Below are 16219 nucleotides of genomic sequence, written 5' to 3' on the forward strand. Positions count from 1 at the left end.
ATTTGGAGAGTTTTGTGTCTGAAAGTTTAAATTCCCCCTTATCTTACCGTGATGCAGGTGTTGATATAGACGCAGGAGATGCGCTTGTTGAAAGAATTAAGCCTTTAGCTAAACGTACCCTGCGACCAGAAGTCATCAGTGGTATTGGCGGCTTTGCTGCTCTTGTGGAAATTGGGAAACGTTTTTCAGAACCTGTTTTAGTATCAGGGACCGACGGTGTAGGTACAAAATTAAAACTGGCCTTTGAACTCAATCGACATGATAGCGTGGGGATTGATTTGGTTGCCATGAGTGTGAATGATATTTTAGTACAAGGGGCTGAACCTTTGTTCTTTTTAGACTATTTCGCTTGTGGTCACTTGGATGTAGATATTGCTAGTAGTGTTATCTCAGGCATCGCAAAAGGATGTGAAGAGTCGGGTTGTGCGTTAATTGGTGGTGAAACGGCAGAAATGCCTGGCATGTATCCGCAAGGGGAATATGATCTGGCAGGCTTTGCTGTGGGAATTGCTGAAAAAAGCAAACTCGTCAATGGTCAAAGTATTGTTGCAGGCGATGTGGTGATTGGTCTTGCTTCCAGTGGGCCACACTCAAATGGTTATTCATTAATTCGTAAAATTGTTGAACGCTCAGGTTTGGGTTGGCATGAGCTCTTTCCTGGGGAGCATTATCCAGGAATGACTCTAGGTGACGTATTGATGCGTCCCACAGCACTGTATGTGAAACCTATATTATCTTTGATGAAAAGTGTTACAGTGAAAGGCATGGCGCATATCACTGGTGGTGGGTTAGTGGATAATATCCCGCGTGTACTGACTGATGGGTTGCAAGCTGAAATTGACTCATCTAGTTGGCAGCGTCCTGCCGTATTTAATTGGTTGCAGCAAGTGGGACAAGTTAAAGAGGATGAAATGCATCGAGTATTTAACTGTGGTATTGGCTTTGTCGTTATTGTGTCTCCTCAGGATAAACAGTCAACGTTAGATCAATTAGCAAACCAGGGAGTAAAAGCCTCGCCAATAGGGATTATTAAAGAGCGTCATCAAGACCAACCTGCTACAGTTGTTATTTAGCGTGACGAGCTTACCGAACATTGTTATTTTGATTTCTGGGCGTGGCTCCAACATGCGCTCAATTGTAGAGGCAAATTTGCCTATTCATATCGCTGCAGTAATTAGTAACGAACCCGATGCTGCAGGACTGGCTTTTGCCCAAGATAAAGGGATTCCAACGCGCATTGTCGATCATCGCTCTTATGCAACTCGACTTGAATATGACAGACAATTAATTGACGTCATTGAAGAGTATCATCCTGGGTTGGTGGTATTAGCAGGATTTATGCGTATCCTAACACCGACGTTTGTGAATCACTTTACGCGTCGACTGATTAATATTCATCCTTCTATTTTGCCTTCATTTACTGGATTACATACGCATAAAAGAGCCATTGAATCTGGTGTTAAAGTGCATGGTTGTACCGTTCATTTTGTAACAGAAGAGTTAGATGCAGGACCGATCGTCGCACAAGCTGTTGTACCTGTATTATCCAGTGATAATGAGGCTACTCTGGCACAGCGTGTATTAAAAGAAGAGCATGTCATCTACCCACGCGTGATTCAGTGGTGGGCTCAAGGACTTTTACAGTGGAGAGATAAACACATGGTGGTATTACCCTCTGACAATGCAGAGCAGACGTTAATAGCGCCTAGCCTAAATTCATGACTACACCCATTCACCTTAACCAGTTTCAATCATTGATAGAATCACTTAATGAGGTGCTGTCATTCGTGAAACCCGCTGATGCGGTGTTGCGTCAGTTTTTTCGGGAACAATCAAAAATTGGTGGACATGATCGTCGCTATATTGTTGAGACGGTATATGGCATATTAAGACACGCAGAAAGTCTGCTGCCCTTTGCACCGATTCATGCTTCTCGTCGTTTGGCTTTACTCTTTCATATGAAAATTGAGGGTAGAAGTTTACGCGATCTTGAGAAATTATGTACCTCAGAGGAATTGCAATGGTTGAAAGACGTTAAAGCAAGTCCCGTAACGCCTAGCCTGTCTACCAAAACCGGTTTACCTGAGTGGATAGTAAACAAGTTAAAAGACCTCTACCCAGAGGAAGAGTTACTCGCTTTGGGGCGATCGATGATGTTTGAGGCACCGCTTGATATCAGAGTTAATACTTTCTTGGTTAGTCGCGAAGAAGTATTAAATGAGTTATTAAGTTTAGGATTTAATGCCAGTATCACGCCGCATTCTCCTCTTGGGATACGCATTCAGGGTAGGCCCTCTTTGCAGGATTTGCAGTTATTCAAAAAAGGTTATTTTGAGATTCAGGATGAAGGTAGTCAGTTACTAGGATTAATGTTAGCGCCAAAAAGACGTGATTTAATTATTGACTTTTGTGCTGGCGCTGGAGGGAAAACACTCTTATTGGCAACGCTAATGCATAATCATGGACGTGTTTATGCCTTTGATGTGTCGTCAAAACGTCTTGATCAATTAAAACCGCGATTAAAACGATCTGGGTTATCAAACATTATGCCCGTATTAATTGAGAGTGAAAGAGACCAACGAGTAAAACGACTTAATGGTAAGGCTGATCGAGTGTTGGTTGATGCTCCTTGTAGCGGACTTGGTACCTTAAGACGTAATCCAGACCTTAAATATCGACAAAGCGCTCAAGGAATTGATGAATTAGTGGTAAAACAAAGAGCAATCTTAGAGTCAGCTGCTCATTGTGTAAAACCTGGTGGTATGCTTATGTATGCTACTTGTAGTATCTTATTCGAAGAGAATGAAGATCAAGTAAAGTGGTTTTCTGAGAAACATCCAGATTTTGTGTTAACCAATAATGAGCAATTAGAGTTAGGTTTATCTGGTGAGCAGTATTTAAAGTGTTTGCCTCATAAACATGGTACCGATGGTTTTTTTGCTGCGATATGGCAACGTAAGGTTAGTTAGGGAGTGGTTTTATGAGCGATGTCAGTGACTATGGCATTACTTTAATTGAGTTTTTTCAAGCTTTATTTCAACCCAAGCATCTTTGGCAAGTCCCGGTTATTTTTGCCTCTTTAATTATTGCTTTTGGCGCCTCGTCTGTATTGGCAAGGCAGACTAGTGACCATCGTTTTCGAGAGGATTTACGGGGTATTGTGTTTGCTTTAGTGGCAACGGTGACGCTCGACTTATTCACGCGCTTTTTCTCTCAAGGAAGACCTTCGCCAATTGTTCATATGGCTCTTGCGTTGACGCTGACACTGGGGTTGGCACGCATTGGTGTTTATATTTTAAAACATATATTCAGTGTTTCAGAGCGTGTGTTGAGTTTACAAACAGTATTTGTACGCTTGGTATGGTTAGGATTTGCTCTGCACATTACTGGCTTACTGGTACCACTCTTAGATATTTTGCGTGATATTACCTTCCCCATAGGTGGTAGTACTGTTTCATTGCTGCAGGTAATTCAAGCCATTTTAGTGTTTTCAATTATGGTGGCCCTAGCTTTGTGGTTAGGTTCGAGTATTGAACGCAAAGTAATGCGTACAGAAACTCTAGATGGGAATGCCAAAGCGATTGCTGTCAAAATTTTGCGAGGACTGATTCTCTTCTTGGCTGTCATCATGACGCTACCCATGGTTGGTATTGACTCAACTTTCCTTTCTGTATTGGGTGGGACGTTGGGTGTGGGTTTAGGGTTCGGGTTACAAAAAATCGCTAGCAATTATGTAAGTGGTTTTATTATTTTGGCTGACCGTTCTGTGCGTCTTGGCGATATTGTGACTATTGACGGGAAACAAGGAGAGGTACTAAAGCTTGAAGCGCGCTGTACTACTCTCAAAGCAGGGGACGGCACGCTGTTTGTGTTACCGAATGAAACCTTTATGACCCAATCCTTAACTAATCACACGCAAGGCGGTGTGGGTTTATATAGGACAGTTAAACTACAAATGCCCTACGGTACTGACTTTGGTCAAGTAAAGACGGTTATTGAAGAGTTGGCAAAACAACAATCGTTGATTATGACTAAGCCAGAGCCTACGCTACAGCTCACTCATTTAGGTATACATGGCCTTGAGTTATTGCTTGAATATTGGATTGCTGATGCCAAATTATCTGACAATAGCATTCGCAGTCAATTATTAGCAGATATTTATGTCACGATGAACGCCATGGGCTTACAATTTACTGTTGTGGATCTCGTACGCGGCAGCGCACAAATTGAGTCGCGTTAACGTAACTCATTGATCAAAATATATTTTTTTGTTACAATAATGTGTAAATCTATTAAAGGTAAATAGCTTATGTGGTTCTCAGGCTTTTCTCATTTTTCATGGTGGCAAGACGTTATTGTGGCATTAGTGTTAACTCATATCACTATTGCTGGTGTCACTATTTTCTTACATCGTCATCAGGCACACCGATCCCTTGAATTAGGGCCTGTAGCGAGTCATTTTTTTCGTTTTTGGTTATGGCTTACAACCGGCATGGTAACCAAAGAATGGGCAGCTATTCATCGTAAACATCATGCGAAATGCGAGACCGTTGATGATCCCCATAGCCCGCAAATTTTAGGTATTAATAAAGTCCTATGGGGTGGTGTTCTTCTTTATGTCAAAGAAAGCAAAAACAAAACTACGATGGAGCGCTACGGACATGGCACACCAGATGACTGGATGGAGAGAAATATTTACTCCAAATACAGTCGTTTAGGTGTCACTATTATGGCCTTTGTTAACATGGCCTTGTTTGGTGTTGTTCCAGGTATGTTAATTTGGCTAGTTCAAATGCTCTGGATTCCCTTTTGGGCGGCAGGGGTGGTGAATGGTTTAGGGCATTTTTGGGGCTACCGAAATTTTGAATGCCGTGATGCCAGTACCAATATTTTTCCTTGGGGAATTTTAATTGGTGGTGAGGAATTACATAATAACCACCATACTTTTGCTACGTCAGCAAAGTTATCTAACCGTTGGTATGAATTTGATATTGGTTGGTTATATATTCGTATTCTGGAAATTTTGGGTCAAGCTAAAGTGAAAAATGTGGCTCCTACAGTCAGTTTTGATCGTCGAAAATTAAGTTGTGATGAGGAGACTTTACAAGCAATTATCCGTAATCGTTATGATGTAATTGCTCGTTATGCTGCTGAATTGTCAAAAACCTGCTCATTAGAATTGAATAATATTAAGTCCGGTCATGGGTTACCCAAACGCAGTGAAATGATGGCTATGGTAAATCGTTGGTTACATCGTGATAGTGAAAACCTGAAAGAAACTGATCGTCAAGTTCTCTCAGAACTGATGGCAGAGAGCAAATGCTTGCAAACAGTGATCACTATGCGTGATGATTTATCAGCTTTGTGGACTAAAACCAATGCCACCAAAGATCAACTGGTTCATGATTTAAGTCTCTGGTGTGAACGAGCTGAGAACAGCGGGATCAAAGCGTTAGAACAGTTTTCGCGCACTTTAAAAGCGTATGTATGACTTTATAATTAAAAGTTCTTAATACGTAATTTTTTAGTTTAAAATAATATATAACTTTCGTCTAAAATAAGCAGATCTAATTAATTGCTCTGCTTATTTTTTTATGTATATCTATGATGAAATTGATCAGCAAATAGTGAATGAGCGTGTCGCTCAGTTTCGTGACCAAACATTGCGCTTTTTGGCAGGGAAACTATCTGAGGACGAATTTAGGCCTTTAAGGTTACAAAATGGCTTATACATCCAACGCCATGCTCCCATGCTACGAATTGCTGTTCCATATGGGGTGTTATCTAGTAAACAATTAAGGCAATTGGCTCATATCGCACGCACATATGATCGTGGAGTAGGGCATTTCACTACTCGACAAAATATTCAATTTAACTGGCCCAAGTTGGCTGATGTCCCTAATATCTTGTCTGATTTGGCTGCGGTACAAATGCATTCTATTCAAACCAGTGGTAATTGTGTTCGTAACACAACCACTGATCACTTTGCCGGTGTGGCCCATGATGAAGTCATTGATCCAAGGGTTTATTGTGAATTAATTCGACAATGGTCCACTTTCCATCCAGAGTTCGCTTTTTTACCACGAAAATTTAAAATTGCCGTAAATGGTTCTACACAAGACCGTGCAGCCACTATGGTGCATGATATAGGGCTACATGCTTTAAAGCACAATGATGAATTAGGGTTTAGGGTAATCGTTGGCGGAGGGTTAGGTAGAACGCCTATGGTTGGCGTGGTTATCAGAGAGTTTTTACCAGAGAAGCATTTATTAAGTTATCTTGATGCGATTTTAAGGGTTTATAACCGATATGGACGCCGTGATAATAAGTTTAAGGCAAGAATAAAAATTTTAGTAAAAGCCATGACTCCTGAAAAATTTACTCTGGCTGTTGAAGAGGAGTGGCTACGAATTAAAGATGGTCCCACTACATTAATTAATGAAGAAATCGAGAGAATTAAACTACGTTTTCCGGATAACAACTACCAATCACTGCCAGCATCTTTACCTAGTGATATAGAATCGTTTGTCAGCCAAGCATCTATTAAACCTTGGTATGAACGCAATGTGTTTGCTCATAAAGTTCCTGGTTACAAAGCAGTGACAATTTCTCTTAAAGCGTTAGGTCACGCTCCTGGAGATATGAGTGCAGAGCAAATGGATAAGGTAGCTGATCTTGCAGATCAAGTAGGTTTTGGCGAAATACGCGTTAGTCATGAACAAAACTTAATTCTTCCTGATGTACCAGTCACACAACTTAAGTATGTGTATGATGAATTAAAATCATTAGCTCTTGTTACGCCCAATATCGGTCTGTTATCAAACATTATTTCTTGTCCCGGGGGCGATTACTGTTCTCTGGCTAATGCCAGGTCGATTCCTGTTGCCCAAGCCATTCAAAATAAATTCTCTGATTTAGATTATTTATATGATATTGGGGAACTTGATTTAAATATTTCAGGTTGTATGAATGCCTGTGGTCATCATCATATTGGCCATATTGGTATTCTTGGTGTAGACAAACACGGTGAAGAGTTTTATCAAATTACCATTGGTGGATCACAGGCTCCAGCTCGTTTAGGGAAAGTCATTGGGCCTTCATTAAAACAAGAGGATATTCCCCAAGCCATAGAGTCATTAATAAGTGTCTACTTACAAATAAGAGAGGATAGTAGTGAACGCTTTGTGGATGTGGTTGAAAGAGTAGGGATTGAACCATTCAAAACAGCTGTCTATCAGCAAAAAGGGTCGCACGTTGAGGTGGAAAATGGCTAAACAAATATTAAATGAAGAGATTGTGAACGATCCCTATCATTTCATCACTTCTATTGAAGAATTAACTCACTATTCACATGTGATTGCTCCTTATGGGTTGTATGTTGAAGAGAAAAGTAAATTTGATCAATATAGTGGTGAAATTGGGCTTCGAGTCGGTACAGATATCGATTTGGCAGTGTTAACTCCTTATTTGCCTTTACTATCATTGATTGATATTCATTATGCTAGTTTCACAGATGGGCGCGGTCATTCTTTAGCAAGGTTACTTCGTGAAGCGTATCACTTTAATGGAATTTTGAGAGCCAGCGGTGATGTGTTTAAAGATACGGTTTTTTATTTAAAGCGTTGTGGATTTAATTCATTTTTAGTTAAAGAGAATGAAACGTTAGAACATGCACTGCAAGGATTTAAAGTGTTTTCTGAGAGCTATCAGGCAGCCTTTAAAGAGAGTCCTTTATTTCGTCGTCGTTTTCAATTGGCTTAGGATTACTCATGACCATTTCGCAACGTTACCAAGAGCTCATTGCTGACTTAAGGCAGATAATCGAAAAACATAATAATGTGGTATTAGCCAGTAGTCTTGGTGTTGAAGACATGTTACTCACCCACGTGATTCAAACAGAGCAACTACCCATTGGCATTTTCACCCTCGATACAGGACGTCTTCCTGAGGCGACTCATCGTTTACTGTCACGCATTAAAGATCATTATCACTTAACTATAAAAGTATATGTTCCACAAGCGCCGGATCTTGAATCTCTCATTGAGCAACAAGGAACAAATGGTTTTTACAACAGTGTTGACGCGAGAAAAGCCTGTTGTCGAATACGTAAAGTCTTACCACTTGCACGCGCACTACAAGGACAGGATGCTTGGTTGACGGGACTACGTCGAGAGCAATCTCAAACCCGCTTACAGCTTGAAAAAAGTGCATGGGATAGTGATCATAATTTAATTAAATATAATCCCTTATTAGATTGGTCTCGTGATGAGGTATGGCAGTTTGTACGCGAAAATCATGTGCTCTATAACGCTTTACATGATCAAGGTTACCCAAGTATTGGTTGCGAGCCGTGTACGAGAGCTGTTCTTGAAGGTGAGTCTGAGCGCTCGGGACGCTGGTGGTGGGAACATCCTGAAACAAAAGAATGCGGATTACATGTAGCACAATCTTGACTATAAAGAACAAATCATAAAGTGAGGAAGAAGTGTCAGTATTAAATCATTTAGATCGACTAGAGAGCGAAGCTATTCATATTATGCGTGAAGTGGCTGCGCAGTCTAAAAATCCAGCATTGTTGTTTTCTGGGGGGAAGGACTCGATTGTATTATTAAGATTGGCTGAGAAAGCATTTCGTCCACTTTCTTTTCCTTTCCCATTAGTACATATCGATACGGGACATAACTTTTCTGAGGTCATTCAGTTTAGAGATCGCCGTGTGACTGAACTAAATGAAAGACTGATTGTACGTAGCGTAGAAGAGACAATTAAGCAGGGTCGAGCGCGAGTTAAAAGTGATAGTGATAGTCGTAATGCATTACAAGCGATCACGTTAGTTGATACGATTAATGAGTTTCAATTTGATGCATGTATTGGCGGGGCACGTCGAGATGAGGAAAAGGCACGTGCAAAGGAGAGAATTTTTTCTTTTAGAGATGAATTTGGTGCCTGGGATCCTAAAAATCAACGCCCTGAGATTTGGAATTTATATAATGCTAGAGTTCACCCAGGTGAAAATATGCGTGTCTTTCCAATCAGTAATTGGACTGAGCTTGATGTGTGGAGTTACATTGCTCGAGAACAGTTAGCTGTACCAGACATTTATTATGCACATCGCCGTCAAGTGGTACGTCGTGGAATTCAGTTAGTACCTGTAACCCATTTAACGCCACCTCGTGAAAATGAAGAGGTTGAAGAATTATGGGTACGCTTTAGAACCGTAGGGGATATTACCTGTACTTGTCCTGTCGCATCAGAAGCCAAGGATGTTGAGGCCATTATTGCGGAGACTGCCATTACATCAGTGACTGAAAGAGGTGCTACACGTATGGATGACCAAACCTCAGAAGCCTCAATGGAATTAAGAAAGAAACAAGGTTATTTCTAATATGGATCAATTATTACAAATGGAACAGCATACAGAGTTACTCAGATTTATCACCTGCGGTTCGGTAGATGATGGAAAAAGTACGTTAATTGGGCGATTACTCTATGACAGTAAAGCCATCTTTGAAGACCAATTGGCTGCGATTACGGCTACTTCCCAACGTCGTGGAATGTCTGAAGCGGATTTGGCTTTGCTAACCGACGGCTTACAAGCAGAACGGGAGCAGGGTATTACCATAGATGTGGCATACCGTTATTTTAGTACACCTAAGCGTCGCTTTATTATTGCTGATACTCCTGGCCATGAGCAATATACAAGAAATATGGTAACAGGTGCTAGTACAGCCGATGTTGCCATTATTTTAATGGATGTACGTAAAGGGGTATTACCACAAACTAGACGTCACACTCATATAGTACGTTTATTAGGTATTCGTCAAATTGTGCTGGCTGTAAATAAAATGGATTTAGTGGATTTTGATGAACAAGTGTTTAATGAGGTTTATCAGTCATTTTTGAATTTTGCTAAACCTTTGGGGTTTGATGAGATTATTGCCGTCCCTATGAGTGCTCTCCAAGGAGATATGGTGGTGGATCGGGGGCAGACCATGCCTTGGTACAAGGGTAAAACACTGATTGAAGTATTGGAAACTGTGAAAGTGGATGAAAACATTCAACATGCACCCTTTCGTTTTCCAGTTCAATTGGTTAACAGAGTTAGAAACAGTGATGACTTAAATGAACGTCGTCTATACTTAGGTCGTGTTGAATCAGGACAGGTTAGTGTTGGCGATAATGTGGTGGTATTACCTGCAGGTGAGACGACACGTATAGCAAGTATTGATACGTTTGATGGAGCAATTAATACAGCCATTGCCGGACAATCAGTTACTATTACTTTAGAAAAGCAGATTGATATTTCGCGTGGTGATATGATTGCCGCTCAGGACAATCCTCCTCACACAGATAAGGCTTTCTCTGCATTAATTTGCTGGTTTTCTAATGCTGGTTTGGACATTAACAAGCGTCTGTTGTTGCGCCATGGCACACAAACAGTTGCAGCAAAAATTGCCGCCTTAGAATATAAATTAGATATCAATCAATCAATTCACGTTCCTACTGAAAAAATAGCTATGAACGATATCGTTAAAGTAATGATACGCGTACAACAGCCTATTAATATGGACCTTTATGAAAACAATCGTCCAAATGGTTCGTTTATCATTATTGATGAATTATCCAATGATACTGTGGCAGCAGGGATGATCGCTTAAACCACATAAGAATGAGAATCAACAGGTAAGGAGGGTAACGTGATTGTTACTCTCAGTCCTGAACCTAATGGATTGGTGTCTAATTTGATCTGTCCGTGATGTTTTTCAACAATAAGTTTTGCAATAGCAAGCCCCAATCCTGTGCCTTGGATATCTTGGTTGGGTCCACGATAAAATCGATCAAATACTCTCTCATGAAGTGATGGGTCAATACCAGGTCCGTTATCAGTAACAGTAATAATGGCGTGTTGATTCTCTTTAGTTAACGACAAATCTACTTGTGAGCCACTTGGACAATAATTTAGTGCATTGTGAATTAAGTTTTCAATTAATGCCCTCAGTGCACTGTCATTGCCCATCACAAAGACATTTGTTCGATCTGTTAATCCAAGATCAATTGAGCGAGATAAGGCTAAAGAGTTAAATTCACTAATAATACTTTTTACTAAAGGTTTTAGCGCAACAGGTTGTATTGGTATATTCGGATTATCTAAATCTTGTTTTGCATAAGTTAATAGCTGGTCAACAGAGTGTCGTAATCTTTCTATTCCCTCTTGTATTGGATAAACAAGCTCTTTTCGGTCACAGTCAATTAGTTCTCTTTGCAAAATGTCAGCTTGTAGAGTCAAGGCTGTTAAAGGAGTACGAAGGGTATGTGCAGCATCGCCAATTAATTGCTGCTGTTGTTTGATTGCTTTATTCAGACGAATTAACAATCCATTCAGTGATTCAATTAACGGTTTGAGTTCTTTAGGAACATTTACATTACAAATAGCTTCGGTTGAGAATATTTCTCGATGCTGAAGTTGTTTGGAAATATTTTTGACAGGCTTAAATAAAAAATAAACTAATAGCCAGATAATAATACTTAAAAAAGGAACAACCATTAATAGTGGCATGAGTGCCCGTTGGGCCGTGGTAATAGCAACAATATTTCTAGCTTTAGTAGGTTGACTGATTTCAATTTTATATTGATCAACAGTAAGAACATATACTCGTAATCGTTCATTTTGATTTAATACCGTTTCATAACCATTGATATTAAAAAATGGGATATGTTTATTGGTATTGGTAGATAAGATTAATTGTTTTTGTTGATTCCAAATTTGCCCTACGTACTCTAAGTCCTCGTCGTCATTGCCCTCTTCTTCTTGTTCTTGATTATTAATCAGTAGAGGTTGATGCATATCATGTTGCCATTTAAGGCTTGATTGAAGGGCTAGTGCAATTTGTTTTAATGAATTGTCTTGCATGATAGCTACTTCATGACGTGTCTTATAGTAAATGGCTACGGCAGCAGAACATGCGCCTAACAATAAAAAGCCAATTAGCCAGATTTGTAAGCGTGTTTGAAGTGATTTCATACCTTTCCTATTTTGTAGCCAACACCACGTATATTTTGTATAGATGCTTCGCCTAGTTTTTTACGAATATGATGTATAAAGACTTGTATTGAATTACTCCCAATTTCATCATTCCAATCATATACTTTTGCTTCTAGCTTCTTTCTTGAAATAACTGCGTCAGGATTTTCTAAAAGAGCATGAAGAATAGCAAACTCTTTACTAGAAAAATCGATTTTTTCACCGCCGTAGATGACGGTATGTTTGACAGGATCAAGAGTGAGCGAACCATAATTAAGTGTATTGGTGTGTGCAAAATTTTGACGACGTAATAATACATTTATTCTTGCTAGTAGCTCATCAAGATGAAAGGGTTTTACTAAATAATCGTCTGCACCGTCGTTTAAGCCACCGATACGGTCATCTAAGCGATCACGTGCAGAGATAATTAATACAGGTAGTTGTGTGTTTTTACGCCGTAAGTTTTTTAAAATCTCAAAACCGTTGATGCCAGGTAAATTGATATCAAGCAGTAATAGAGAATATTCTGAATGATTTAATGCTTGAAAAGCGGCTTCACCTTCACGAAACCAGTCCACAAGAAAATGAGATAATTTTAATGATTTAACAATGTTCTGTCCGATCAGTGCATCGTCTTCGATCAGTAGTATTTTCATGAAACCGTTATCCCTATTGGTTTTTAAAGTGATTTAAACTTAGTCTTAATAATTATAATTATGCTTATAACAAATAAAGAATTAAATTTACCTTAAAAATATTTATATTTTTTTAAAACAATTATTTAACAAATATTTAATATTTGCACTACAGAATGCTCTCATATTCTTTTTTTAATCAGGGGGCATTAATGAAAAAAACTAAGCTAAATTTATTAACGCAGTTATTATTAACGACAGTTTTTTCAACAACAGTTGCGCAACAAGCTTTTGCTGTTGATTTTGGTTCAGTTACATCAGGTGTACCTTTAGGTTCTGTGACGAGTGGTTCCAGTGCCGACTACGCATCTGATCCATCTAGTGCCCCTAATCAAGCTCCTTCGCAAGCTTCATTAACTACTTTTGAGCCTCAGTCTGTAGTTAGTCAAAAATATATTAATAATAATTTTACTGGCTCCGCCACATATGGCGATGTAGCAGGATTAACTCCAGGCGCTGTTAGTGCACCCGTAAATGGATATGGTGGTTCTGATGTTCCTACTTTATCAATTCACGGTTTTCAAGACGGTCAATATAACGTATTGTTTGATGGCATTCCTTTTGCAGACGGGCGTGACCAGACCCATCACCAAAACCAATTTATGATGGCATCAGATATGGGTAGTGAAGTGGTAGATAGAGGTCCTGGACGTGCCGATACAGTTGGTTTAGCAACTTTTGGCGGTACGGTATTTGTTAACTCTAAAGATCCTCTTCAAAATGCCGGGCTTACAACACGCTTACAATACGGTTCATTTAATACGCGCTTATTTGGCGCTGAATTTGATACAGGTGATTTGAAAGATTACGGCGATGCACGTGGGTATCTTGATGTAAATCATTCACAAACAGATGGTGCATATGCTCTTAATACAGTGAGAAGAACAAATATATTTGGTAAATTAATCAAACCAATTAATGATAATAATACGATTACCATGGTTGGTATGGTTAACGATACATTTCAACATGCTATTCAAGGTGGTACGCCAGACGGTATTGCCGCGAACGGTGGAATAACCCCAGGTTTGAATTTCAACCCATCAAGTCAAAATTCATATGGTTCTAACCATGATCACTTTACAAGCTACATGTACTATATTCAGTTGCAGTCTCAATATGGTAAGTGGAGTTTTGATAATAAATTATTTACCACAGAATATACACATACCAACTTACAAACTGCCAACCCAGGCGGTAACACCACAGATAATCCAACTATAAATGGATTTACTGGTACACAAAATGTTACTAGTGTTAATGGACTGGTTAATTTTACACAAAACGCTAGTGACTTAATCGGAAACACTTCATTAACTCAAAATACTACTTATGGTGATGTGTTCAGAGGTAAATATAATTTTGGTCGTGATGATCTTGGAATGGGTATTTGGGTTAATAGACAAACAGAACAATCCAATCAATACGCTACAGATTTTACTGGTGGTTATCAATTTAGCGCGTCAGGAAATCAACTTTGGTTCAATAGCTACAATACTTACCAACCATATGTTGAATATACTTGGAGACCTACAAAAAACCTAGAAATTACTCCAGGTGTTAAATATGACATGATTAATGAGGATCAGTTAGCTGCTTACTCTGGAGCAGGAACAGTAACAGGATATGGTAGCGCAACTTATCATGCGTTATTACCAAGCTTGGATATACATTATTACTTAAGAAAGAACTGGAGTATATATGCACAAGCTGCAGAAGGTTTCTTGCCACCTTTAGCTAAACAAGCTTTTAGAGCTAATAATATATTTGGTGTAAACAATAATCTTAATCCACAAAATACTAAAAACTTACAGTTAGGAACTGTTTATAAAGCAAATAGATATAGTATCTCTGCTGATGCATATTTTATTAATAATAATAATCTGACTCAAAGTGCCGGTATTGGTCCTGGTGGATATACTGTTTATACCAATGCAGGAAATACAAATTTTAGTGGTATAGATACCGAAGCAACGTACAAGGTGGGTTACGGTTATAGTCTTTATGGAAACTATTCCTTTGAAAGAACGCAGTCAGATGCAGGGTCTCCCATTTATAACGCTCCAGTTGTTACTTCTGCACTTGGTCTCTTATACGCAAAAGACAACTTTAATGCTAATTTAATTGCTAAAGAGGTTGGTAGACGTATTGGCGGTGTTGATCAAAATAATAATAACTATTATTTAGGCAGTTATACCCTAGTGAATTTTGCAGCTGGTTATAAATTTAATCATCTTTATGGATATAACCACGAAACTGAAATTCAATTCCAGGCTAATAACCTTGCTAATCGTTTTGATCCAGTTTGGTTTAATGGGAATACAGCAGTTAATTCTAATCCTTTACTTTATACATTATTCGGTCGTACCTTCAATGTTAATTTAACTACAACGTTCTAATTATATTTAAGGAGACTAAAATGGATTTAGCATCGATACAAAGAGTAGCTGGTGATTCAGGCGGTATAGTTTATTTAATGGCTGTAATGTTACTTGTGGGACTTACAGTAATTATTGAAAGAAGTTATTACTTCTGGAAAATAAATACCCAGGGTCAACATGTGATGATGGCTTTAGAGGGGTCTGAAACCCTGGATCAAGGGTTATTAGATAAACTAGGTGGGGGGTTTGCACACACCCCTCATTGTAAAGTAGTGAAAACTGCTTTAGATCATAACTTGAATCATGATTTTGATCGTATCTCTGACAAACTTGATGAATCAATTATGCGTGAAGCCCCCAGTATTGATCGCTTTCTCTGGATCTTAGATACCATTGTTACCATGGCCCCCTTGTTGGGGCTGTTGGGAACAATTATCGGTATGTTTAATGCTTTCCAAGTATTAGGTACCGCTGGTGGAGAACCTACTAAGATTACTGGTGGTGTTGCAGAAGCCTTGATTGCAACTGCCTCTGGATTGTTTATAGCGATTATTGGACTCTTTTTCTTCAACGCTTTAAATAATCGTGTACGTATCATAATGCATCAACTTGAAACGATTAAAAAGATGCTTTTAAACCGTATGTATCATCATTACCCAGATATGGTTACAGAGCGTGCTATAAATGAAAGAGTTACTCTTAAGGGAGTGTAAGTATGTCTTCCCTTAAGTATTTTGAAACTAAAAAAGCACGCATTGAGATCATTCCTATGATCGATATTATGTTCTTTCTTTTGGTGTTCTTTATCATGATTACACTTCATATGATTCCTGTGAGTGGTGTGTCATCAAATCTATCTAAAAGTACCACTGCTTCAGATTTGAATCATCCTAATGTAATAGTAAGCGTTAATGCTGCTGGTGAAATTATTGTGGATGATAAGCATCTTGATATGGAACAGTTAGATAAGTTAATTGAGTCAAAGGGTGATCCTGCAAAAACGGTAGTAACCATCGCAGCCACAAAAGATACACCGATGCAAACCTTGATGAAGGTGATGGATGCCTGTCGTGAGGCAGGAGTGACTCAAGTTGGCTTAGCTGCTCAAAAAATCTAACAAG

The 16219-nt window shown here is 39.1% G+C and carries 15 protein-coding genes; 13 read left to right on the forward strand and 2 right to left on the reverse strand.

What is annotated here, in order from left to right:
- Positions 1 to 14: 14 nt before the first annotated feature.
- The 10 genes from purM (at position 15) to cysN (ending at position 10658) form a co-directional block, all read left to right on the forward strand.
- On the forward strand, positions 15 to 1073 hold the full coding sequence (purM, locus tag FV185_RS01630; RefSeq protein ID WP_067492932.1) for a phosphoribosylformylglycinamidine cyclo-ligase: 1059 nt from the start codon (positions 15 to 17) through the stop codon (positions 1071 to 1073).
- 52 nt (positions 1074 to 1125) lie between these two features.
- Positions 1126 to 1722: a phosphoribosylglycinamide formyltransferase gene (purN, locus tag FV185_RS01635; RefSeq protein WP_067494184.1), complete on the forward strand. Its 597-nt coding sequence runs from the start codon at positions 1126 to 1128 to the stop codon at positions 1720 to 1722.
- Positions 1719 to 2969 (forward strand): RsmB/NOP family class I SAM-dependent RNA methyltransferase, encoded by a 1251-nt coding sequence (locus FV185_RS01640; protein WP_067492933.1) that lies wholly within the window; start codon positions 1719 to 1721, stop codon positions 2967 to 2969. Before purN ends, FV185_RS01640 begins: the two co-directional genes overlap by 4 nt.
- A gap of 11 nt (positions 2970 to 2980) precedes the next feature.
- A complete protein-coding gene (locus tag FV185_RS01645; protein WP_067492936.1) occupies positions 2981 to 4240 on the forward strand; it encodes a mechanosensitive ion channel family protein in 1260 nt (419 codons plus the stop codon).
- Between the two features lie 69 nt (positions 4241 to 4309).
- Positions 4310 to 5491 (forward strand): DesA family fatty acid desaturase, encoded by a 1182-nt coding sequence (locus FV185_RS01650; protein WP_067492938.1) that lies wholly within the window; start codon positions 4310 to 4312, stop codon positions 5489 to 5491.
- A 103-nt stretch (positions 5492 to 5594) separates the two neighbouring features.
- Positions 5595 to 7274, forward strand: coding sequence for a nitrite/sulfite reductase (locus FV185_RS01655; RefSeq protein ID WP_067492940.1), 1680 nt, complete (start codon positions 5595 to 5597; stop codon positions 7272 to 7274).
- Complete coding sequence (locus FV185_RS01660; RefSeq protein ID WP_067492942.1) at positions 7267 to 7761, forward strand: DUF934 domain-containing protein; 495 nt, start codon at positions 7267 to 7269, stop codon at positions 7759 to 7761. The genes FV185_RS01655 and FV185_RS01660 overlap by 8 nt, the downstream gene beginning before the upstream one ends.
- Before the next feature lie 8 nt (positions 7762 to 7769).
- Positions 7770 to 8453, forward strand: a complete 684-nt coding sequence (locus FV185_RS01665) for a phosphoadenylyl-sulfate reductase (RefSeq protein ID WP_067492944.1) — start codon at positions 7770 to 7772, stop codon at positions 8451 to 8453.
- Positions 8454 to 8536: 83 nt separating this feature from the next.
- On the forward strand, positions 8537 to 9385 hold the full coding sequence (gene cysD, locus FV185_RS01670; RefSeq protein WP_420710417.1) for a sulfate adenylyltransferase subunit CysD: 849 nt from the start codon (positions 8537 to 8539) through the stop codon (positions 9383 to 9385).
- Position 9386: 1 nt separating this feature from the next.
- A complete protein-coding gene (cysN, locus tag FV185_RS01675; protein WP_067492949.1) occupies positions 9387 to 10658 on the forward strand; it encodes a sulfate adenylyltransferase subunit CysN in 1272 nt (423 codons plus the stop codon).
- Here cysN and FV185_RS01680 read toward each other — a convergent pair.
- On the reverse strand, positions 10655 to 12022 hold the full coding sequence (locus tag FV185_RS01680; RefSeq protein WP_067492951.1) for an ATP-binding protein: 1368 nt from the start codon (positions 12020 to 12022) through the stop codon (positions 10655 to 10657). The two genes, cysN and FV185_RS01680, sit on opposite strands and share 4 nt — an antisense overlap.
- Entirely contained in the window at positions 12019 to 12678 is a 660-nt protein-coding gene (locus FV185_RS01685; protein WP_067492952.1) for a response regulator, read from the reverse strand. Before FV185_RS01685 ends, FV185_RS01680 begins: the two co-directional genes overlap by 4 nt.
- A 191-nt stretch (positions 12679 to 12869) precedes the next feature.
- Between FV185_RS01685 and FV185_RS01690 the strand changes: the two genes are divergently transcribed.
- The 3 genes from FV185_RS01690 to FV185_RS01700 are packed head-to-tail and all read left to right on the forward strand — an operon-like array spanning position 12870 to position 16215.
- Complete coding sequence (locus FV185_RS01690) at positions 12870 to 15116, forward strand: TonB-dependent receptor (RefSeq protein ID WP_067492954.1); 2247 nt, start codon at positions 12870 to 12872, stop codon at positions 15114 to 15116.
- Between the two features lie 20 nt (positions 15117 to 15136).
- Complete coding sequence (locus tag FV185_RS01695) at positions 15137 to 15811, forward strand: MotA/TolQ/ExbB proton channel family protein (protein WP_067492956.1); 675 nt, start codon at positions 15137 to 15139, stop codon at positions 15809 to 15811.
- A 2-nt stretch (positions 15812 to 15813) separates the two neighbouring features.
- The gene (locus tag FV185_RS01700; RefSeq protein WP_067492958.1) at positions 15814 to 16215 is read left to right on the forward strand and encodes an ExbD/TolR family protein; all 402 of its coding nucleotides are present in this window, start codon (positions 15814 to 15816) and stop codon (positions 16213 to 16215) included.
- Positions 16216 to 16219: the final 4 nt, after the last annotated feature.

The organism is Ferrovum sp. PN-J185 (assembly GCF_001581925.1).
Lineage (GTDB): Bacteria > Pseudomonadota > Gammaproteobacteria > Burkholderiales > Ferrovaceae > PN-J185.